The sequence below is a fragment of the Streptomyces sp. TRM68367 genome (assembly GCF_014495685.1).
Lineage (GTDB): Bacteria > Actinomycetota > Actinomycetes > Streptomycetales > Streptomycetaceae > Streptomyces.
Genome location: NZ_JACTVI010000065.1, coordinates 1 through 20,818, shown reverse-complemented (window position 1 = coordinate 20,818; position 20,818 = coordinate 1). Strand labels below are relative to the sequence as shown.

Genomic DNA, 20,818 nt, shown 5'->3' with positions numbered 1-20,818 from the left:
GACGCCGGCTCACCGGCGTCGTACCGGTACCCGCACCTCCGTCGGCGACGGCGGACCGGCCGGCTCGTGCGGCTCGTCCTCCTCGTCGGCCCGGCCCGCGCGCCGCACCAGTCGGGGGAGCAGCCCCCACAGGCCGAGACAGACGAGGAAGGTCACCGCGCCCGCGGCGGCTCCGCCCGCGCGGCCGGTGGTCACGTCCACGACGAGGAGGACCGAGCCGGTGAAGGCGAGCACCAGCACTCCGAGGCCGACCGTGGCGAGCCGTGAGGAGACCTGCACGATGCGCGGCTTGGCGCGCTGCCGGAAGAGCGAGCGGTGCAGGGCGGCGGGCGCGGTGAACAGCGCGGCCGCGAGGACCGACAGCAGCAGCGTGGTGACGTACACGGTGCGCTGGACCGTGTCGAGGTCGGGGAAGCGCGAGGTGAAGGCCAGGCTCAGCAGGAAGGCGAAGAGGATCTGCACGCCCGTCTGGGTGACGCGCAGTTCCTGGAGCAGCTCGCCAAAGTTGCGGTCGGCGCGCTCCAGCGGTGTCTCGTTGCGCGCGGTGCAGGGACGGTGGAGGTCGGCCATACGACCACGGGTAACCACCCGGGGACATGTCACGCCCCGGGCAGGGGTGACGGGCCGGGCCCGAGGGGCGGCGGTGCGTCAGGGCGCCGCCGCCTCTCGGCCGGGTCAGCGGACCCGCCCGTACCAGACGCTCCTGGTCCAGATCTTCTGCAGCCGCACCACGTCCCCGGTCTTCGGGGCGTGCCAGATCCGGCCCTTACCCGCGTAGATACCGACGTGGTACACGTTGCGGCCCGAGTGGAAGAACACCAGGTCGCCCGCCTTGCGGCTCTTGGCGGAGATGTGCCGGGTCTTGTTGTACTGCTGGGCCGCCGTCCGCGGCAGCTTCTTGCCCGCCTTCTTGAACGAGTACAGCGTCAGCCCGGAGCAGTCGAACCGGTGCGGCCCGGTGGCGCCGTACCTGTACGGCGAACCCTTCTTGGCGGCCGCCACCTTCAGCGCCTTGGTCGCGGGTGTGGCCGCGGCGGCCTCCGAGGAGAGGCCGGGGACCGCGATGGTGCCGCCGACGGCGGCGATGGTGAGGGCCGAGGCCGTACCGGCCCGGGCCATGAGCGACGGGACACGATTGAGCGCAGTCATGCGCAACCCTTCGTCAGCCGCCTGTGAAGGATGACCTGTCGGATTCGGGCTGGCGAAGTAGCCCGGCCGCTGACGCGGCTTCACCCCAAGGGCTGCTCGGCCCGGTCATGGCGTGACCGTTCCGGCGACCCGTCGTGCTGGGTCCTCCACTCCTGCCGATCCACTCCGTCGACCGGTCATCCGGGCGGCGGCAGGACTCGGCGTCCGCCCGGACCGCCCCGCCGCGGCGGCGGGGGCTTGTCGTCAGACAGGGATCTTCACGCATGGGTGTCCGAAAACCCAACGGAACCGGGGATTTGTGGTGTTCCTCACCACTGACCCATTCGGGTGGACACCGTCGTTTTCGCGTAACCGTCCAGGGGGTCGCCGACACTCGGACCAGCGGTGGAATGCCTCGTTCCGCCCTCGGTCCAGGCGCGTTGCGCAACTGCGGCGGGCCCGAAACGCGACACACAGATCCATCGGACGGGGCACGCCGACTGGGCCGTTTGAACGCCGGTCCAAACGGCCCGTCGGCCTGACGGACGGTCCGGACCGGCGGAGGGTGCGTCAACTGCCGGAGTACGGCGGAAGGGTGACGCGGGCCGTGCGCCGCTCGCCGTCCAGCACGCGCAGGGCGCGGGCCAGCGTGGCGGCGTGCAGTTCGTGCTCGCCCCGCTGGTGCATCAGGGTCAGCGCGTCGCGCAGGGCGGTCGCCTTGCCCACCAGCGCCTGCGCGGCGCGCAGCCCGCGGTAGGTGTCCCCGTCCAGCGCAGGGTTGATCCGGCCGAGCAGGTCGACGACGTCGAGGTAACGGTCGATCAGCTCGGCCTCGGCGCGCGTCAGCGCGGGCAGCGGCGGCAGTTCGGGTGGGAGCACCGGGTGGCTCACCTCCCGTCGGGTGCGAGGAACGTGGCCTTGCGGCTGGAGATGATCTGGTCGGCCAGGCCGTATTCCAGCGCCTCCCGGGCGTTGAGGATCTTGTCCCGGTCGATGTCCGCGCTCACCTGCTCCCTGCTGCGGCCCGTGTGCCGGGCGAGCATCTCCTCCAGGCGCCCCCGGATGCGCTCCAACTCGTCGGCCTGGATCGCCAGGTCGCTCGCCTGCCCCTCGACCGGCTGGGGCAGCTCGGGCTGACGGATCACCAGGCGGGCGTCCGGCAGCAGGGATCGCTTGCCCGGGGTTCCGGCGCCCAGCAGCACGGCGGCGGCCGGGCCGGCCTGGCCCAGGCAGATCGTCTCCACCTCGCAGGTGATGTACCGCATCGTGTCGTAGATCGCGGTCATCGCGTAGAACGAGCCGCCGGGGGAGTTGATGTAGAGCGAGATGTCCCGGTCGGGGTCCTGGTACTCCAGGTGCATGAACTGCGCCATCACGTCGTTCGCCGAGGTGTCGTCGATCGGCGTCCCGAGGAAGACGATCCGCTCCTCCAGCAGCTTCGAGTACGGGTCCATCGTCTTGGTCCCGGAGCTCGTGCGCTCGGTGAACTCGGGCAGGACATAGCGGGCGGATGGTCGGGTCATATCGAACCCCTCCTCGTAGAGCGCTGCGTCTGGCGGCGTCTGGCTGTCTGTAAAAAATGTACAGGATGTACGTCGCGTTATGATGTGAGGCATGGCCTACGAGATTCCGGTGACGCAAGCCAGGGCTGAGCTCGCCGACCTGATCAACCGCGTGGTGTACGGCGGCGAGCGCGTCGTCGTGACCCGGCACGGCAAGCCCCTCGTCGCCCTCGTGTCCGCCGCCGACCTGGAGCGACTCGAACAGTTCTCCGAGCCCACGCTTCCGGAGCCCGCGGAGGAGCAGGTGATCAGCGCGGTCTCCACGGTCCGCGAGGTCGCGTCCGCCCCGCGCGAACCGCGGCGCTTCGGCATCGCGGCGGAGCACCGGGGGCCCGGGGTTTCCTGAGGCACCCGCTCCCGAAGGTGTCCTCCCGCGGTACCAGGGCACGGCCTGCCCGAACAAAGCGGCGCGCCCGGACGAACGGCAACCGTGCACCCCCGTCCGCTACAGCGGGGATGCACGGTCGTACGGGTACGGCGGGCGGGTCAGCCGACGGGAGCCGGCTGCTGCCGGACTGCGGGCTCGCCGCTCTTCCGCCGGGCCGTCAGCGCGCTGCCGAGCAGGACGGCGCCCAGACCGAGGGCGGCCCACCAGGTCAGGATGAGGGCGGGGCCGCTCGCCGCCGCGCCGTCGAAGTGGGCCACCGAGCGCAGCAGCGACACGCCGGCACCCGGCGGCAGCCACTGGCCGATCGCGCCGGCCGGTTCGGGCAGCATCTCGGGGGCCGAGGTGGCACCCGAGAACGGGTTGCCCAGCAGCATGACCAGCAGCGCGCCGACGCCGATGCCGGCCCGGCCCAGCAGTGCCGCGAGCCCGGCGACCGCGCCGCCGACGGCCAGTGTGGTCAGTCCGAACGCGGCGGCCTCCGCCCACCAATCACCGGTGAACGCGCCGAGCCAGCTGTGCGCGATCCCGGCCGCGACCGCCCCGACCAGGGCGGCGGCTCCGACCAGCGCGGTCGCGGCGCGGATCCCGCGCAGCCCGAGCAGGCTCACCACCGAGCCCGCCGCGATCCCGGCCAGCGCGAGCGGCAGGACGCTCGCGCTCAGGGTGGCGCCGCGCGGATCCTCCTCCGGGGTGGCCACGACGTCGACCGTCCTGACCTGCTCGCCCTCGGCGGACGCCGGCTGTGTCACCGCCTGCTGGAGCAGCTGCGCGACGACCGGGCTCGCGGCGGACGCGGTCAGCAACTCGGGGCCCCGGCCGGTGACGACCACCGCGCCGTACACCTCCCGGTCCTCGATCGCGTCCCGGGCGGCGGCCCCGTCGGCGTAGTGGTGGATCTCGAAGGCGCCCTCCCGCTGCTCCAGCCGCTGCTCCACCTGGGCTGTCGCGGCGGTGGGACCGGCCACGCCGAGCGGCAGGTCGCGGGGTGCGGTGCGGGCGGCGGGCCAGGCGAACGCGCACAGCGCCAGCACCGCGAGCAGCGGGACCAGGAGGACGACCGCGACCAGATGGCGGGCGGGAGGCCTGGCGGGGGTGGCTGAGGCTGTCGTAGCGGGCTCGGTGGACATTGCTGCTCCCCAGCTTCCGGGTCAGAGAAGGATCGTTCGTTTTGTTTGTGCCTCCACCGTCCTCCGGGCCGCCGTGCTTGTCAAGAAGGAATATTCGTTTTACATTGGCGACCATGGCCCGCGTGTCCCAGGAACACCTCGACGCCCGCCGCCGGCAGATCCTCGACGGCGCCGCGCTCTGCTTCGCCCGCAACGGCTTCCACGCCACGTCCATGCAGGACGTGCTGAAGGAGGTCGACCTCTCGGCGGGTGCCGTCTACCGCTACTTCGCCGGTAAGGAGGAGCTGATCGCCGCGATCGTCGCCGAGACGATCGACATCGTGGGCGAGATCTACGACCAGGCCGCCCGGCAGAGCCCGCCCCCGCTCCCGCACGTCGTGATCCCGGCGATCATGGCCCGGATGAGGGAGGTGCGGCCCGGGACGCTGGACGGCGGCGAGTGGATGTTCCCCCGGCTGATGTTGCAGGTGTGGACCGAGACCCTGCGCAACCCCGAACTGGCGGCCGTGCTGCGCCCGGGGTTCGACCGGATCCGTACGGCCTGGGTGAAGCTCGTCCAGCGCTACAAGGACGCCGGTCTGATCGCCGCGGACGCCGATGCCGACGCCATGGCGCGGGCGCTGATCGCGATGGTGCAGGGCTTCGGGACGCAGATGGCCATGTTCGGGGACGTGACCGAGCAGACGCTCGGCGAGGGCCTGCGGGCGGTGATCAGCATGCGCGACCCCGGCTCGGAGTCCGAGTGACACACATCTCGGTTAACGTGTCTGAAACCCGGTCCAACTAGCCTGCCGATCCACGCCACCAGGGACTTTGCCCCGTGGCTGCGGCAACCGGACCCCGCACGGTCCGGAGCGAGGACTGTGAGGTGGGACGTGCAACTGACCCCGCACGAGCAGGAGAGACTGCTCATTCACGTGGCGGCCGACGTGGCCGGGAAGCGCCGGGCCCGCGGGCTGAAGCTCAACCACCCGGAGGCGGTCGCCCTCATCACGTCGCACATCCTCGAAGGCGCACGTGACGGCCGTACCGTCGCCGAACTGATGTCCTCCGGACGCAAGCTCCTCACCAGGGGCGACGTCATGGAAGGCGTCCCCGAGATGATCCACGACGTCCAGGTCGAGGCGACCTTCCCGGACGGCACCAAGCTCGTCACCGTCCACGACCCGATCGTCTGAGGGGCCTCGATGATTCCCGGAGAGATCCTGTTCGCCGACGGCCCGATTGCCTACAACCAGGGCCGCGAGGTCACCCGGCTGACCGTCCTCAACGCCGCCGACCGGCCCGTCCAGGTCGGCTCCCACTACCACTTCGCCGAGGCCAACCCCGGCCTGGAGTTCGACCGCGCCGCCGCGCGCGGCAAGCGGCTGAACGTCGCCGCCGGCACCGCCGTGCGCTTTGAACCCGGGATCCCCGTCGACGTCGAACTCGTCCCGCTCACCGGCGCCCGCGTCGTGCCCGGGCTGCGTGGGGAGACCGGAGGTGCCCTCGATGCCTGAGATATCGCGTGCCGCGTACGCCGACCTGTTCGGGCCGACGACCGGTGACCGCATCCGGCTCGCCGACACCGATCTGCTGGTCGAGATCGAGGAGGATCGTTCCGGCGGTCCCGGGCTCGCCGGTGACGAGGCCGTCTTCGGCGGCGGCAAGGTCATCCGCGAGTCCATGGGCCAGTCACGCGCCACGCGCGCGGAGGGCACCCCGGACACGGTCGTCACGGGCGCGTTGATCATCGACCACTGGGGGATCGTCAAGGCAGACGTCGGCATCCGCGACGGCCGGATCACCGGCATCGGCAAGGCGGGCAACCCCGACACCATGGACGGGGTCCACCCCGACCTGGTGATCGGTCCTGAGACCGAGGTCATCGCGGGCAACGGGCGGATCCTGACGGCCGGGGCGATCGACGCGCACGTCCACTTCATCTGCCCGCAGATCGCCGACGAGGCGCTGTCGGCGGGCATCACGACGCTCGTCGGCGGCGGCACCGGTCCGGCCGAGGGGTCGAAGGCCACGACCGTCACACCGGGGCCCTGGCACCTGGCGCGGATGCTGGAGGCGATGGAACAGTACCCGCTCAACATCGGCTTCCTCGGCAAGGGCAACACCGTCTCCCACGAGGCGATGCTGTCGCAGATCCGGGGCGGTGCGCTGGGCCTGAAGCTGCACGAGGACTGGGGCTCGACCCCGGCCGTCATCGACGCCTCGCTGAGCGTCGCCGAGCAGACCGGGATCCAGGTCGCGATTCACACGGACACCCTGAACGAGGCCGGGTTCGTGGGCGACACGCTCGCCGCGATCGCCGGGCGCGGGATCCACGCGTACCACACCGAGGGCGCGGGCGGCGGGCACGCCCCGGACATCATGACCGTGGTCTCCGAGCCGCACGTGCTGCCGAGCTCGACGAACCCGACGCGGCCGTTCACGGTGAACACCGCCGAGGAACACCTCGACATGCTGATGGTGTGCCACCACCTCAACCCGGCGGTCCCGGAGGACCTCGCCTTCGCCGAGTCGCGGATCCGGCCGTCCACGATCGGGGCCGAGGACATCCTGCACGACCTGGGCGCGATCTCGATCATCTCCTCCGACTCCCAGGCCATGGGGCGGGTCGGAGAGGTCGTCATGCGGACCTGGCAGACGGCGCATGTGATGAAGCGGCGGCGGGGCGCGCTGCCGGGTGACGGGCAGGCCGACAATCACCGGGTACGTCGCTATGTCGCCAAGTACACGATCAACCCCGCCCTCGCGCAGGGGCTGGCTCGGGAGATCGGTTCCGTCGAGAGCGGCAAGCTCGCCGACCTGGTGCTGTGGGAGCCCGCGTTCTTCGGCGTCAAGCCGCACCTCGTCCTCAAGGGCGGGCAGATCGCGTACGCGCAGATGGGCGACGCCAACGCGTCCATCCCGACGCCGCAGCCGATCCTGCCCAGGCCGATGTACGGGGCGATCGGGCGGGCGCCCGCGTCGAACTCCGTCAACTTCGTGGCGCCGCTCGCCGTCGAGGACGGGCTGCCGGAGCGGCTCGGGCTCGGGAAGCGGTTCGTGGCGATCGAGTCGACGCGGGGGGTGACCAAGGCCGGCATGCGGGAGAACGACGCGCGGCCCGAGGTGCGGGTCGATCCGGACAGCTTCGCCGTGCACATCGACGGTGAGCTGGTCGAGGCGACACCGGCCGCCGAACTGCCCATGGCCCAGCGATACTTCCTCTTCTGATGTCCCGGGCTGCGCTTCTCGTGCTGGCCGACGGCCGGTTTCCCGCCGGAGGGCATGCGCACTCCGGCGGGGCCGAGGCCGCGGTCAAGGCCGGGCGGGTGTCCGGGGCGGCGAGCCTGGAGGACTTCTGCCGGGGGCGGTTGCATACGGCGGGGCTGGTGTCGGCGGCGCTCGCGGCCGCGGCGGCGCTGGGGGGCGATCCCGTGGCGCTGGACGGGGCCGCCGACGCGCGGACGCCGTCGCCCGCCCTGCGTGTCGCTGCGCGGAAGCTGGGGCGGCAGTTGATGCGGGCGGCGCGGGCTACCTGGCCGTCGGAGGAACTCGACGCCGTGGCACGGGAGTTTCCGAAGGGGACGCATCAGCCGGTTGTGCTCGGGCTGGCGGCGCGGGCCGCGGGTCTGGGGGCGGTGGATGCGGCTTACTGTGCGGCGTACGAGAGTGTGAGCGGGGCGGCCACTGCGACGGTGCGGTTGCTGAGTCTGGATCCGTTCGACGCGACGGGGGTGCTGGCGCGGCTGGCGCCGGAGATGGACCGGGTCGCGGACCAGGCCGTGCCGGCGGGGCGGAGGGCGGTCGACGAAGGCGTCGATGTGCTGCCCGCGGCTTCCGGGCCGTTGCTGGAAGTCAGTGCCGAGGCGCATGCGTCGTGGCCCGTGCGTCTCTTCGCGTCGTGAGGAGTCTTAGCCCCCGCCGCCCTTGCCCGTTCCCATCTCCAGGGGCTCCGCCCCCTGGCCCAGCCCTTTGCCCACCCACCACCCGTTCACGGTCGGCCAAGGGTGGGCGACGCCCGACTCGGTCGGCCAAGAGGTGGACCACCGACAGAAAGCCAGGAGCCGTTCCATGCACCTCGACCACAACCACGAAGGCCCCGCCGCCGTCAGCGCCGACGCGTACCGGCCCGACGGCTCTCGCCGTGCCCTGCGGATAGGGCTCGGCGGGCCCGTCGGGTCGGGCAAGACCGCCACCGTCGCCGCGCTCTGCCGGGCCCTGCGCGACGAGTTGTCGCTCGCTGTGGTCACCAACGACATCTACACGCGGGAGGACGCGGAGTTCCTGCTGCGCGAGGCCGTGCTGCCGCCCGAGCGGATCACCGCCGTGGAGACGGGGGCGTGCCCGCACACCGCGATCCGGGACGACATCTCCGCCAACCTCGAAGCGGTGGAGGACCTGGAGGACGAGGTGGGGCCGCTGGACCTGATCCTCGTCGAGTCCGGTGGGGACAACCTCACCGCCACCTTCTCCAAGGGGCTCGTCGACGCGCAGATCTTCGTCATCGACGTGGCCGGCGGGGACGACATTCCGCGCAAGGGCGGTCCCGGTGTGACCACGGCCGACCTGCTCGTCGTCAACAAGACCGACCTCGCGCCGTACGTCGGCTCAGACCTGGGGCGGATGGCGGCCGACGCCAAGGCGCAGCGCGCCGAACTGCCGGTGGTCTTCCAGTCGCTGAGGACCGAGGCCGGAGTGAAGGACGTCGCCGCGTGGGTGCGGGCGCGGCTCGCCGCGTGGACGGCATGACCGTGAGCGGTGGAGTGCGGGCCCTCGCGCGGATCGTCGCCCGGGAGGACGGGCGGGGCGGGACCTCGCTGCCCGTCCTGGAGAGCGACGGACCGCTGGCGCTGCGGCGGACCCGGGGGAGCGGCGCCGAGGCGCGGGTGTTGCTGGTCGGTGCGATGAGCGGACCGCTCGGTGGGGACCACTTCACCGTCGAGGCGCAGGCGCGGGAGGGCACCCGGCTGCGCGTGGGGTCGGCCGCCGCCACCATCGCGCTGCCGGGACAGGCCAAGGGCGAGGCCCGCTACGACGTACGGCTCACCGTCGCCGACGACGCCGAACTGCACTGGCTGCCCGAGCAGTTGATCTCCGCCGGGGGCAGCGACCTGTACGTCACGACGCGCGTCGACGTTGGTGCGCGGGGGCGGCTCGTGCTGCGCGAGGAACAGGTGCTGGGGCGCAGCGGGGAGGAACCGGGGCGGCTCGGCAGTCGGCTCACCGTGCGGGTCGCGGGGCGTGTCGTACTGGACCAGGAGCTGGCCTGCGGGCCCGGGGCACCGGGCGGCTGGGACGGTCCCGCCGTGCTCGCCGGGCACCGGGCCGTCGGCCAACTCATCGTCGTACGCCCCGAGTTCGCCGCCGAGCCGGTCACGGCGCAGGTCCTGGGCGACGGTGGCGCCCTCGTCCCGCTCGCCGGTCCCGCCGCCCTCGTGACCGCCGTCGCACCGGACGCCCTGCAACTGCGCCGCCTCCTGGACGAGGTGCTCGGCAGGATCGGCTGACCCGCGGTCGCCGGCACAGGATCGGTCAGCGCCACCGCCGCCACGAACTCGGCTGGCGAACACCCTTCTCCGGTTATCGGATTGGCAAAGAAGTCCGGCCACCCTCTGTTCACAGGAACCGCACCGCCGTCAAGATCCCCCGATACCCATCACAACAATGCAGGGGGAGGCCTCACTTGAGGGACTTCGGAGCGAAGAGGCATACGGCGGCGCTCGGTTCGGCCGGTGTGCTCGTCACGGCGACGCTGATAGCCGGGGCGGTGACCGCGCCCTCGGCGAGTGCGAGCGCCGGTGACCGCCACGGCGGGGACCGTGAGGCCCGCGGGGTCGCGGTCGCCGCCGCCCGCGCCGCGAAGACCGGCATCGACTGGCGGGACTGCCCCGCCGACTGGGGCCTGGAGAAGCCGATCCAGTGCGGCTGGGTCGCGGTGCCGCTCGACTACGCGAAGCCGTACGGCAAACAGATCAGGCTGGCCGTCGACCGCATCGGCAACACCGGCAGCAAGGAGGAGCGCCAGGGCGCCCTCGTCTACAACCCGGGCGGTCCGGGCGGATCCGGGCTGCGCTTCCCGCGGCGGGTCACCACCGAGAGCCCGGTGTGGGCCAGGACCGCCAAGGCGTACGACTTCGTGGGCTTCGACCCGCGCGGCGTCGGCAAGTCCGCGCCCATCTCCTGCATGGACCCGCAGGAGTTCGTCAAGGCGCCCAAGCCGGACCCGGTGCCCGGCTCCGAGGCCGACAAGCTCGCCCAGCGCAAACTGGCCCGCGAGTACGCCGAGGGCTGCTACGAGCGCAGTGGCGCGATGCTGCCCCACATGACCACGCCGAACACCGCGCGCGACCTCGACGTGATCCGCGCCGCGCTCGGCGAGAAGAAGCTCAACTTCCTCGGCGTCTCCTACGGCACCTACCTGGGCGCCGTCTACGGCACCCTGTTCCCGGGCCATGTGCGCCGCATGGTCGTCGACAGCGTCGTCAACCCGTCCCGGGAGAAGATCTGGTACCAGGCGAACCTGGACCAGAACATCGCCTTCGAGGGCCGCTGGAAGGACTGGCAGGACTGGGTCGCGAAGAACGACGCGACCTTCCACCTCGGCACCACCCGCGACGCCGTCCAGGCCAAGTGGCTCCGCCTGCGCGCCACGGCCGAGAAGAACCCGATCGGCGGGGTCGTCGGCCCGGCCGAGCTGATCTCCTTCTTCCAGGGCGCCCCGTACTACGACTCCTCGTGGGTGCCGGTCGCCACGGTGATGAGCAAGTACTTCGCCGGTGACACCCAGGCGCTCGTCGACGCCGCCGCCCCCGACCTGTCCGACACCGCGGGCAACGCCGCGTCGGAGAACGGCAACGCCGTCTACACGGCCGTCGAGTGCACGGATGCCAAGTGGCCCACCAGCTGGCAGAAGTGGGACCGGGACAACACCCGGCTCCACAAGGACTACCCGTTCCTCACCTGGGCCAACGCCTGGCTGAACCTGCCCTGCGCCACCTGGCCGGTCAAGCAGCAGACCCCGCTGGACGTCCGCACCGGCAAGGGCCTGCCGCCCGTGCTGATCGTTCAGGCGGAACGTGACGCCGCTACCCCGTACGGGGGTGCCGTCGCACTGCACCAGCGGTTCAAGGGCTCCCGCCTGATCACCGAGAAGGACGCCGGCTCCCACGGCGTCACCGGCCTGGTCAACCCGTGCGTCAACGACCGGGTCGACTCCTACCTGCTCACCGGCAAGCTGGACACCGCGGACGTGACCTGCGCCCCGCACGCCACGCCCAAGCCGTAAACATCCGCCGTACGACGGTCAGGGGCGGCCGGTGCATCCGGCCGCCCCTGACACCTCTCACCGGGACGCGAACCAGGCGTCCTCGGCCGCGTAGTCGAACAGTTCGGGGTAGATCTTCGCGAGGAGCGGGAACGCCTCCTGCCAGTCCGCGTCGGACACCCGGCGGGTGAGCCAGTCGACCGTCTCCGGCAGGCTCTCGGCGTACGACAGCACCGGGCGGTAGCCCAACTCCCGTTCCGCCGCCGACATGTCGCACACCACCGGCAGCGGCACCGACCAGGGGGAGCGGCCCACGCACGGCGAGGGTTCCGGCCCGTCCAGCAGAACTGTCTCGGTCTCGACCCCCATGACCGCGTCGATCGCCGCGCCGATCTCCGCCACCGTCGGCGACTCATGATCGCAGGCGTTGAGGACGCGGGAGCCCGGCCGTTCCGCCGCCAGCCGCACCAGCTCCGCGATGTTGCGGGCAGCCGCCGGGTGGAAGAGGCTCTCGCCGCCGTGGGCGAGCACCCGCCGGCGGCGGCCCTCGAGGTTCCGCTTCACGAAGTACAGCTCGCGCGGAAGCGGGCTGTACGGCCCGTGGATCGCGCCCGGGCGCAGCAGCGTCGCCGGCAACCGGTCGTTCGCCGACAGCAGTTCACGCTCCAGGGCGGCCTTGCCCGTGCTGTAGGTGGCGTCGCCCGGCGGGACCGTCGGCTGGGTCTCCGGGATCGGCACCGGGAACTCCGGGCAGCCGCCCGGCTTGCCCATCGTGTCGAAGCCGCGGCCCGTGCCGTCGTCGTACACCGACACGGTGGAGATGACCACGGCCGAGCCCACCCGGCCGGCGAGTGCCGTCAACTGCCGTGCGTGCGCGGCCCCGTAGGCCACGACGTCGACCACGAGGTCACAGCCGTCGCCGACGGCCGCCGCCAGCGCCGCGTCGTCCTCCCGGTCAAGCCGGACCGCCCGCACCTCCTGCGGCCAGGTCTCGTCCCGGCCGCCGGCGCGGGAGGCGGCCGTCACCTCCCAGCCGTCCCGCACCAGGGCGTGCACCACAGGACGCCCGATCTGTCCCGTCGCTCCGATCACCACAGCGCGTCTCATGCCGTGACCCTACGGTGACCGGATCTGCCGCTCCATGGCTGTCTGCCGACAGCGAAGGTCTCAACTCAGCGGCATACGGGGGAACTTGCGCTCCTTCTCCGCCTTCTCGGCGGCCTCCTCCGCCTTGACGACGGCCGCGTACTGGTCGACATACTCCTGCTCGGACAGCGACAGGATCGCGTACATGATCTCGTCGGTCACGGCCCGCAGGATCGCCTTCTCGTTCTCCATGCCGGCGTAACGGGAGAAGTCCAGCGGCTTGCCGAAGCGGATGACCACGGGGTGGATGTTCGGGATGACCTTGCCGGGCGGCTGCGCCTCGAACGTGCCGATCATCGCGCACGGAACGACGGGCACCCCGGCCTTCAGCGCCATCACCGCCACGCCCACCTTGCCCTTGTACAGCCGGCCGTCGTGCGAGCGCGTGCCCTCCGGGTAGATACCGAGCAACTCGTCCTTCGCCAGCACACCGAGCCCCTCGCGGATCGCGGCCTGGCCGGCGTCCTTGCCGGAGCGGTCCACCGGGATCTGGCCCGCGCTGCGGAAGAACGCCGCCGTCAGCCGGCCCTTGAGGCCGGGGCCGGTGAAGTACTCGGCCTTCGCCAGGAAGGTGATGCGCCGTCTGAGGACCGCCGGCATCAGGAAGTGGTCCGAGAACGACAGGTGGTTGCCCGCGACGATGGCCGCGCCGGACGCCGGAATGTGCTCCAGGCCCTCTATTCGTGGCCGGAACACCAGTCTCAGCAGGGGGCCCAGCAGCACGTATTTCAGGAGGTAGTAGAACAAGGGGGATGCTCCTCACTCTGCCGGATGGGCCCTACGGCCACGTTCTGGCTGGTCAACCGGCATGCCGTGGGCTGCCAGTGTAGGCGCGTACGCGGGCGGCCGGTACCGGGCGTGACCGCGCGGGACTCACGGCCGCCCGGAGTAGGCTCGGTGACATGCGGATCTCCGTTTCCTCGGACATGGATGAACCCGTGGCCCGCCTCCTCGTCGCCGAGTTGCGCGAGCGGGGCCACGAGGTGCTGACGCACGGGGCGCTCAGCCCCGGCGCAGACGAGCGGTGGGCGATGTGCTCGGAGGCGGCCGCCCGGGACGTGGCCGCCGGGACCGCCGACCAGGCGGTGGTGTGCTGCTGGACCGGCACGGGCGCGTCGATCGCCGCGAACAAGGTGCCGGGCGTACGGGCCGCCCTGTGCGCGGACGCGTACACGGCGGACGGGGCGCGCCGCTGGAACGACGCCAACGTGCTCGCGCTCAGTCTGCGCCTGACGTCGGCGCCGGTGCTCAAGGAGATCCTCGACGCCTGGTTCGCGGGCGCGGCCGGCGAGGACGCCGAGGACCGGGAGAACGTGACGCACATCGGGCGGCTGGACCTGCGCGAGGTGTCTTCCTGACGGCGGCGGTCCGGGGCCGCAGCGCGGATACACCGCGGCTCACAGCCGCACGATGATCAGCGCCGTGTCGTCGGTCGCGCCGCCGGGTGGCAGGAGTTCCAGCAGGACGGCGTCGGCGAGGGGCTCCGGGTCGTCCGTGCGGTGCCGGGCGAGGGCGTCCGCCAGGCGGGCCAGGCCGGTGTCGATGTCCTCGCCGCGCCGTTCGATCAGACCGTCGGTGTACAGCACGAGCGTGGCGTCCGCGCCGTAGCCGGTCTCGGCCTGGGGTCTGGGCACCGGCTCGGGACGCGCGTCGAGCGGCGTGTCGGTCGCCCGGTCGAGGAACTCCACGCGGCCGTCGTGATGCACCAGCACGGGCGGCGGATGGCCGGCGCTGCTGTAGGTGATCGTGTGCCGGTCGAGGTCGACGAACGTCGCCACCGCGGTCGCCGACTCGGCGCCGTCCACCACATGGGCGTAGCGCCCCAGCACGTCCAGGGCCTGGGCGGGCCCCTCCGCGACCCGCGAGGCGGCGCTGAGCGCGCTGCGCAGTTGGCCCATCACCCCGGCGGCCTCCAGACCGTGCCCGACCACGTCGCCCACGGACACGCCGATGCGGTGCCCGCCCACCAGGTCGACCAGGTCGTACCAGTCCCCGCACACGTTGAGCGCGCCGACCGCGGGCCGGTAGCGCACGGCGGCCCGGCGGTGCCGTACCTGCCGGCGGGCCGGGAGCATCGCCTCCTGCAGGGCGAGGGCCACCTCGCGCTCGCGGGCGTGGGCCCGGCGCAGCCGCTCGTTGAGCTCCTGCAACTCACGGGCGCGCGTGTACAGCTCGGCCTCCAGCACCCGCGTGTGGCTCCCGCTGGGGCGGCCGCGGGCCCGGATCAGTTCGGTGACCTCCTCGACCCGCAGCACCAGCAGCTCCACCTTGCCGTCCGGTGCGGTCAGCGGCGCGTTGACCAGGCTCCAGTAGCGCTCCTCCCAGTGGCCCGGCCGGTCGGGCAGCTCCACGTCGTAGCGCTGGAGGGCCATGGTTTCGCGCTCGCCGCTGGCCACCACCCTGTTCAGTGAGGCCTTCAGATTGCGCATGCCGGTCGCCCGTGGATCGTTCGGGTTGTCCGGGAAGAGGTCGTCGAGGTGGCGGCCGACGATCTCCTCGCGCTCACGCCCGACCACGCGCAGGAACTCCTCGTTGACGTCGGCATAGACCAGGTCCGGCGTGAGCAGGGCCACCACGCCGGGGAAGGCCTGGAACACGGCCGCGTAGTCGATCGCCGTATGCGTCATGGCTGCCGCCTCATCGCCTGGATTACACCAGTTTCACATGTTTATGAGGACCTGACGGGCTGCCGAGGTCACTCCCCGGGATCCGTCAGCGACTGCTCCGCCCAGATGATCTTCCCGTCGGGGACGAACCGCGTGCCCCACCGCTGGGCGAGCTGGGAGACCAGCAGCAGCCCGCGGCCGCCCTCGTCCGTGGTGCGCGGATGACGCAGGTGGGGCGCCGTCGCGCCGCCGTCGAAGACCTCGCAGACCAGGGCACGTTCCCGGATCAGGCGCAGCCGGATGGGCCCGGTGGAGTGCCGGATGGCGTTGGTGACCAGCTCGCTGACGATCAGTTCCGTGGTGAACGCCGGCTCGTTCAGGTCCCACTCCGCCAGCTGCCGGGTGGCCGCCTTGCGGGCCTCGGCGACGACGGCCGGGTCGGCGGGCAGGTCCCAGACCGCGACCTGGCCGGCGGTCAGCCGCCGGGTGCGCGCCATCAGCAGGGCCACGTCGTCGTACGGCCGGGCGGGCACCAGCGCGTCGACCACGGCCCGGCAGCGCAGGTCGAGCGAGGGCGCGCGCCGCGCCAGCACCCCGCGCAGCCGGTCCCGGTCCGCGTCCACCGCCCAGGCCTCCTCGCCGTCGGCGGCCAGCAGCCCGTCGGTGTGCAGGGCGAGCGTGCTGCCCTCGGCCAGCGACAGCTCCACCGCCTCGAACGGCGGCCCGCCCACACCGAGCGGCGGCCCCTGGGGCAGTTCGACGAACGTGACCGTGCCGTCCGGCAGCACCACCGCCGGCGCGGGATGGCCCGCGGCGGCCATCGCGCACCGCCCGTCGACCGGGTCGTACACGACGTACACGCACCCGGAGCCCACGTCGGTGCCCCTGGCGTACGGCTCCACGCCCTCCTCCGGCGCCGACCGCGCCACCAGGTCGTCGAGGTGCGCGAGCACCTCCTCCGGCCGCAGATCCAGCGCGGCCAGCGTCCGTACGGCGGTCCGCAGCCGGCCCATGGCCGCGGCGGCGCCGATGCCGTGTCCGGGCACCTCGCCGACGACGAGCGCCACACGCGCCCCGGACAGCGGGATGAGGTCGTACCAGTCACCGCCGAGGCCGGTCAGCTCGTCGGCCGGCCGGTAGCAGGCCGCCACCTCGACCGCGCCCTGCTCGGGCAGCCGGTGCGGGAGCAGGCTGCGCTGGAGGACGAGCGCGGCGTCCCGCTCGCGGGTATAGCGGCGGGCGTTGTCCACGCAGACGGCGGCGCGCGAGACCAGGTCCTCGGCCAGATGCAGGTCGTCCTCGTCGAAGTGCTCCTGGCGGCGGCGCCGGAAGAACGTGGTCACACCCAGCGTGGTGCCGCGGGCGCGCAGCGGCACGATCATCACGCTGTGCAGGCCCAGCTCCAGGAACGTGGCGTGTCTGCCGCCCGGAATGTCCGCCGCCCACTCCCGGGACAGCGGATCGAGGCGCTCCTCGCGCCAGGAGCGGCCCGTGGTCAGGCAGCGGATCGGTGGCGACCCGGCCAGATAGGTCGCCACCGCGCCGATGTCCACCACGGCCTCCGGAACGTCCGCGTTCACCGACTGGTGGCCGGCCCGGCGCAGCGGCACCGGATCGTTGTCCGCGAGGGGCCCCGCCGTCGGCTCCGCGCCCCGCAGGACCGTCTCCAGCAGGTCCACGGCCACGAAGTCGGCGAGCTCCGGCACCGCCACGTCGGCCAGCTCCTGCGCGGTCTGCATGATGTCCAGGCTGCGGCCGATGTGCTCGCCGGCCCGGTCGAGCAGGGCAAGACGCTGCCGGGCGCGGTGCTTCTCGGTGATGTCGAAGACCGTGTAGTACACGCCCATGGGGCGGCCCTGGTCGTCGTCGAGCCGGGTGAACGACAGCATGTGCGCGGTCTCGCGGTGCGGCGCCGACCGGACGTTTCCCACGTGCTCGTAGCCGACGACCGGCTCGCCGGTGTCCAGCACGTGCCGCATCTGCGCCTCGATCGCCTCCGAGTCCAGGCCCGGCTGGATGTCCGCCAGCCGCATCCCCAGCCGCGCGGAGGGCGGGCCGCCGCCGAACCGGGACAGGGTGTCGTTCGACCACACGTAGCGCAGGTCGGTGTCGACGATCGCTATGCCGATAGGGGAGTGGGCGACCATCTGCTCCAGCACGGGGCGGCTCATGTCCCAGCCGGGCGCCCCCGCCAGCTCCGACAGCAGCACCAGCCAGCGCGTACTGCCCCGGGTCTCCAGGGCGGAGGTGATGCGCGCCATGACCCTGACCGGCCGCCCGTCCTTGGAGCGGGCCGTCAGCAGGCCCGCCCAGGCGCCGTCCCTGCGGCACCGCTCGACCACCTGCGGCACCCGCCGCGCGTCCTCGGGCTCCAGCAGGTCGGCCAGCGGCATGCCCACCGCCTCCGGGGCCTCGTACGCCAGCAGCCGTTCGGCGTCCCGGCTCCAGCTGGACACCTCGCCATGGGCGTCCAGCATCAGGGGCGCGGCATCGGCCACGTCGAACCGCTGCCGGGCCACGCCGTAGTCCTCGTGTGCGCCCACGGTCGACCTCTCTGTTGCTGAGTGTGGTCTACCACCTCCTGCCCCCATCTTCACCCCGTTGTGCGATCCGGGCGGCCTCGGGGGGGCCTCGCCCGGCCGACGTGCGGGGCACCGCCGGGGGTGGGTTCGCGTTGGTCCGCCGGCTGGCCTTCGGGGTCGCTACCCGGGGCCGGCCGCGGGTTCGGGCAGGTCGGGCGCCCCGCCGACGCGCGGGCCACTGGGAGCCGGGCGGCAGCGACCGCGCGGTCCCGGACGCCGGGTTTTCGCCGTGACCGCCCGCCGGCCGGGCCCCGGCGCGGGTCAGGAGCCCTGCGTGAGGACCTTCTCCAGCGTCCCCAGAGCCTCCTGGAGTTCCTCGGCGGTGATCGTCAGCGGCGGCGCCAGGCGGATCGTGGAGCCGTGGGTGTCCTTGACCAGGATCCCCTCGCGCATCAGCCGTTCGCTGACCTCGCGGCCCGTGCCCAGGGCCGGGTCGACGTCGACACCCGCCCACAGCCCGCGCGAGCGGTAACCGGCGACGCCCTTGCCGATCAGCCCCTCCAGACCGTCGCGCAGGATCCCGCCCAGCTCGGTGGCCCGGCGCTGGAACTCACCGGTCTCCAGCAGCTCCACCACCGCGGTGCCGACCGCGGCGGCCAGCGGATTGCCGCCGAACGTGGACCCGTGCTCGCCCGGATGCAGCACCCGGAGCACGTCCCGGCTGGCCGCCACCGCGGACACCGGCACGATCCCGCCGCCCAGCGCCTTGCCGAGCAGCACCACGTCCGGGACGACGGACTCGTGCTCCACGGCGAGCGTACGGCCGGTGCGCCCCAGGCCCGACTGGATCTCGTCCGCGACGAACAGGCAGCCCGCCCGGCGGGTCAGCTCCCGTACGCCGGTCAGATAGCCGTCGTCCGGGATGACGACGCCCGCCTCGCCCTGGATGGGCTCGATCAGAACGGCCGCCGTCGTCTCGTCGACCGCCGCCTCCAGGGCCGCCAGGTCGTTGTACGGCACGATCCGGAAGCCCGGCGTGAAGGGGCCGAAACCGGCGCGTGCCGTCTCGTCCGTGGAGAAGCTCACGATCGTCGTCGTACGGCCGTGGAAGTTGTCCGCCGCGACGACGATCGTGGCCCGGTCGGCGGGGACGCCCTTGACGTCGTACCCCCACTTGCGGGCCACCTTGATGCCGCTCTCCACGGCCTCGGCGCCGGTGTTCATCGGCAGCACCATGTCCGTGCCGGTCAGGGCGGCGAGGCGCTCGGCGAACCCGGCGAGCCGGTCGTTGTGGAAGGCGCGCGAGGTGAGCGTCAGCCGGTCGAGCTGGCGGTGCGCCGCCTCGATCAGCGCCGGGTGGCGGTGGCCGAAGTTGAGGGCCGAGTAGCCGGCCAGCATGTCGAGGTAGCGGCCGCCCTCCACGTCCTCCACCCAGGCGCCCTCGGCGCGGGCCACGACGACGGGCAGCGGGTGGTAGTTGTGGGCCAGGACCGGCTCCTCCGCGAGGATCAGCTCGGCCGAGGTGCGGTGGGAGGAGGGTGCGGTCATGAGCGGATCTCCTGAGTACAGCACTTGATACCCCCGCCGGCCTTGCGGAACTCCGACAGGTCGACGGGGACGGGGACATAGCCGCGCTCGGCGAGCCGGCCGGCGAGGGCGGTGGCCCCCGGCGAGATGAAGACGTGGCGGCCGTCGGAGACGGAGTTCAGGCCGAACGCCAGCGCGTCCTGTCGGGTCGCGAGCACCGCGTCCGGGTACAGCCGCGCCAGCACCTCCCGGCTGCCGGGTGAGAACGCGTCCGGGTAGTACACGATGTTCCCGTCGTTCCCGTCGTTCCCGTCGCCCTCATCCTCGAGAACGAACAGCGCGGTGTCCAGGTGGTAGAAGTACGGGTCCACCAGCGTCAGGCCGATCACCGGGACGCCGAAGAACTCCTGCACCTCGCGATGCGCCTGCCTGGTGGTGCGGAAACCGGTCCCGGCCAGGATGTACCGGCCCGCGGGGACGAGGTCACCCTCGCCCTCGCACACCGACTCCGGCCGGTAGACGTCGTAGCCCGCCGCCTTGAACCACGTCTCGTAGGGCACGGACTCGGGGCGCCGCTCGGGCGCGTGGAAGAGGGAGCCGAAGACGCGGCCCTCGACGACGACGGCCGCGTTGGCGGCGAACACCATGTCGGGCAGGCCGGGTACCGGCTCGACGGATTCGACGGTGTGACCGTGGGCGCGGTAGGCGCGGATCAGCGCCTGCCACTGCTCCCCGGCCAGGTCCACGTCGACGGGCCGGTCGGGATGCATCCACGGGTTGATCGCGTACTGCACGGCGAAGTGTCTGGGTTCGCAGACCAGGAAGCGCCGCCGGCGCGGCACACGGGAGTCGGACACAGAGGGGTTCCTCCGCTTCCTCACGGTGTGTGACTGGGTGTTGACACCACCGTAAGAACTGACCGCGACAAGCGACAAGCGAGAAGAGTTGCGTAACGGCGCAGGAATCCTGCGTATTTTCCCAGATCGACGCATGTCTGCTGCGCCCTCAGGGGGCGGGGTGACTCGCGCCCGCCTCCGGGCTCTCCGGGATCAGATGGGACAGCACCATCACGCTGATCGTCTTCCGGATGAACGGCTCGGCGCGGATCCGCTCCAGCACCTCCTCGAAGTGCTCCACGTCCCGCGCCCGCACGTGCAGCAGCGCGTCCGCGCCGCCCGTCACCGTCATCGCCGCGGCGATCTCCGGATAGCCGCGCACCACCTGAGCGAGCCGCCGCGGCGGGGCCGCGCCCTCGCAGTACACCTCGACGTACGCCTCCGTGCGCCAGCCCAGCGCCGACGGCTTCACCGTGGCCGTGAACCCGGTGATCACGCCCGTCTCGCGCAGCCGGTCCACGCGGCGCTTGACCGCCGTCGAGGACAGCCCGACGTCCGCGCCGATCTCCGCGAACGACGTCCTGGCGTTCGCCATCAACGCGGTGACGATCTTCCGGTCGAGCTCGTCGAACGGGGCGGGCCTGCTGCTCATTAGAGGACCATCCCTTCTGCAGCCCTCACGAGTAGGGTTGTGACCTCTCGGTCCCGGTGGGTGCATGGCCAGTGATGC

21 protein-coding genes, 1 pseudogene and 1 riboswitch are annotated in these 20,818 nt (G+C 72.3%); of the genes and pseudogenes, 10 read left to right on the top strand and 12 right to left on the bottom strand.

Annotated features, from left to right (window positions below):
- Window positions 1-9: 9 nt before the first annotated feature.
- From H8R17_RS31105 to H8R17_RS31090, 4 genes are all read right to left on the bottom strand, one after another.
- Window positions 10-570: a DUF6328 family protein gene (locus H8R17_RS31105; protein ID WP_187826551.1), complete on the bottom strand. Its 561-nt coding sequence runs from the start codon at window positions 568-570 to the stop codon at window positions 10-12.
- Between the two features lie 105 nt (window positions 571-675).
- On the bottom strand, window positions 676-1,149 hold the full coding sequence (locus tag H8R17_RS31100) for a C40 family peptidase (RefSeq protein WP_187826550.1): 474 nt from the start codon (window positions 1,147-1,149) through the stop codon (window positions 676-678).
- A gap of 3 nt (window positions 1,150-1,152) precedes the next feature.
- Window positions 1,153-1,362: riboswitch (cyclic di-AMP (ydaO/yuaA leader) on the bottom strand.
- Between the two features lie 336 nt (window positions 1,363-1,698).
- Entirely contained in the window at window positions 1,699-2,007 is a 309-nt protein-coding gene (locus tag H8R17_RS31095; RefSeq protein ID WP_187826549.1) for a hypothetical protein, read from the bottom strand.
- Window positions 2,008-2,015: 8 nt separating this feature from the next.
- Window positions 2,016-2,651, bottom strand: a complete 636-nt coding sequence (locus H8R17_RS31090) for an ATP-dependent Clp protease proteolytic subunit (RefSeq protein ID WP_187826548.1) — start codon at window positions 2,649-2,651, stop codon at window positions 2,016-2,018.
- A gap of 91 nt (window positions 2,652-2,742) precedes the next feature.
- Here H8R17_RS31090 and H8R17_RS31085 point away from each other — a divergent pair, with 91 nt between their 5' ends.
- Window positions 2,743-3,036 (top strand): type II toxin-antitoxin system Phd/YefM family antitoxin, encoded by a 294-nt coding sequence (locus H8R17_RS31085; protein WP_187826547.1) that lies wholly within the window; start codon window positions 2,743-2,745, stop codon window positions 3,034-3,036.
- 140 nt (window positions 3,037-3,176) lie between these two features.
- Here the strand turns inward: H8R17_RS31085 and H8R17_RS31080 are convergent, their stop codons facing one another.
- A complete protein-coding gene (locus H8R17_RS31080; protein WP_187826546.1) occupies window positions 3,177-4,205 on the bottom strand; it encodes an ABC transporter permease in 1,029 nt (342 codons plus the stop codon).
- A gap of 113 nt (window positions 4,206-4,318) precedes the next feature.
- On the opposite strand from H8R17_RS31080, the gene H8R17_RS31075 reads away from it, so the two are divergent.
- The 8 genes from H8R17_RS31075 (at window position 4,319) to H8R17_RS31040 (ending at window position 11,472) form a co-directional block, all read left to right on the top strand.
- Window positions 4,319-4,951 carry a TetR/AcrR family transcriptional regulator gene (locus H8R17_RS31075; RefSeq protein WP_187826545.1) on the top strand — a complete coding sequence of 211 codons (633 nt, stop codon included), beginning with the start codon at window positions 4,319-4,321 and terminating at the stop codon, window positions 4,949-4,951.
- Between the two features lie 129 nt (window positions 4,952-5,080).
- A complete protein-coding gene (locus H8R17_RS31070; protein WP_187826544.1) occupies window positions 5,081-5,383 on the top strand; it encodes an urease subunit gamma in 303 nt (100 codons plus the stop codon).
- Between the two features lie 9 nt (window positions 5,384-5,392).
- On the top strand, window positions 5,393-5,704 hold the full coding sequence (locus H8R17_RS31065; RefSeq protein WP_187826543.1) for an urease subunit beta: 312 nt from the start codon (window positions 5,393-5,395) through the stop codon (window positions 5,702-5,704).
- Complete coding sequence (locus H8R17_RS31060; protein ID WP_187826542.1) at window positions 5,697-7,418, top strand: urease subunit alpha; 1,722 nt, start codon at window positions 5,697-5,699, stop codon at window positions 7,416-7,418. The genes H8R17_RS31065 and H8R17_RS31060 overlap by 8 nt, the downstream gene beginning before the upstream one ends.
- Window positions 7,418-8,092 carry an urease accessory protein UreF gene (locus tag H8R17_RS31055; RefSeq protein ID WP_187826541.1) on the top strand — a complete coding sequence of 225 codons (675 nt, stop codon included), beginning with the start codon at window positions 7,418-7,420 and terminating at the stop codon, window positions 8,090-8,092. The genes H8R17_RS31060 and H8R17_RS31055 overlap by 1 nt, the downstream gene beginning before the upstream one ends.
- Before the next feature lie 166 nt (window positions 8,093-8,258).
- Complete coding sequence (ureG, locus tag H8R17_RS31050) at window positions 8,259-8,936, top strand: urease accessory protein UreG (RefSeq protein ID WP_187826540.1); 678 nt, start codon at window positions 8,259-8,261, stop codon at window positions 8,934-8,936.
- Window positions 8,933-9,694, top strand: coding sequence for an urease accessory protein UreD (locus H8R17_RS31045; protein ID WP_187826539.1), 762 nt, complete (start codon window positions 8,933-8,935; stop codon window positions 9,692-9,694). The genes ureG and H8R17_RS31045 overlap by 4 nt, the downstream gene beginning before the upstream one ends.
- Before the next feature lie 176 nt (window positions 9,695-9,870).
- Entirely contained in the window at window positions 9,871-11,472 is a 1,602-nt protein-coding gene (locus tag H8R17_RS31040; protein ID WP_187826538.1) for an alpha/beta hydrolase, read from the top strand.
- 57 nt (window positions 11,473-11,529) lie between these two features.
- On the opposite strand, the gene H8R17_RS31035 is transcribed toward H8R17_RS31040, so the two are convergent.
- Together H8R17_RS31035 and H8R17_RS31030 are read right to left on the bottom strand one after the other, a co-directional pair.
- A complete protein-coding gene (locus H8R17_RS31035) occupies window positions 11,530-12,558 on the bottom strand; it encodes an NAD(P)-dependent oxidoreductase (RefSeq protein ID WP_187826537.1) in 1,029 nt (342 codons plus the stop codon).
- A gap of 60 nt (window positions 12,559-12,618) precedes the next feature.
- A complete protein-coding gene (locus tag H8R17_RS31030) occupies window positions 12,619-13,344 on the bottom strand; it encodes a 1-acyl-sn-glycerol-3-phosphate acyltransferase (protein WP_187826536.1) in 726 nt (241 codons plus the stop codon).
- Between the two features lie 155 nt (window positions 13,345-13,499).
- Between H8R17_RS31030 and H8R17_RS31025 the strand changes: the two genes are divergently transcribed.
- The gene (locus H8R17_RS31025; protein ID WP_187826535.1) at window positions 13,500-13,955 is read left to right on the top strand and encodes an RpiB/LacA/LacB family sugar-phosphate isomerase; all 456 of its coding nucleotides are present in this window, start codon (window positions 13,500-13,502) and stop codon (window positions 13,953-13,955) included.
- 39 nt (window positions 13,956-13,994) lie between these two features.
- On the opposite strand, the gene H8R17_RS31020 is transcribed toward H8R17_RS31025, so the two are convergent.
- The 5 genes and pseudogenes from H8R17_RS31020 to H8R17_RS31000 all read right to left on the bottom strand — a co-directional run.
- Window positions 13,995-15,224, bottom strand: a complete 1,230-nt coding sequence (locus tag H8R17_RS31020; RefSeq protein ID WP_187826534.1) for a PP2C family protein-serine/threonine phosphatase — start codon at window positions 15,222-15,224, stop codon at window positions 13,995-13,997.
- Window positions 15,225-15,292: 68 nt separating this feature from the next.
- Window positions 15,293-17,746, bottom strand: coding sequence for a SpoIIE family protein phosphatase (locus H8R17_RS31015; protein ID WP_187826533.1), 2,454 nt, complete (start codon window positions 17,744-17,746; stop codon window positions 15,293-15,295).
- A gap of 300 nt (window positions 17,747-18,046) precedes the next feature.
- Window positions 18,047-19,273, bottom strand: coding sequence for an ornithine--oxo-acid transaminase (gene rocD / locus H8R17_RS31010; protein ID WP_187826532.1), 1,227 nt, complete (start codon window positions 19,271-19,273; stop codon window positions 18,047-18,049).
- Entirely contained in the window at window positions 19,270-20,109 is an 840-nt protein-coding gene (ddaH, locus tag H8R17_RS31005) for a dimethylargininase (RefSeq protein ID WP_187826531.1), read from the bottom strand. The genes rocD and ddaH overlap by 4 nt, the downstream gene beginning before the upstream one ends.
- A gap of 129 nt (window positions 20,110-20,238) precedes the next feature.
- Window positions 20,239-20,740 (bottom strand): annotated as a pseudogene (locus H8R17_RS31000) (Lrp/AsnC family transcriptional regulator); the annotation flags it as partial.
- Window positions 20,741-20,818: the final 78 nt, after the last annotated feature.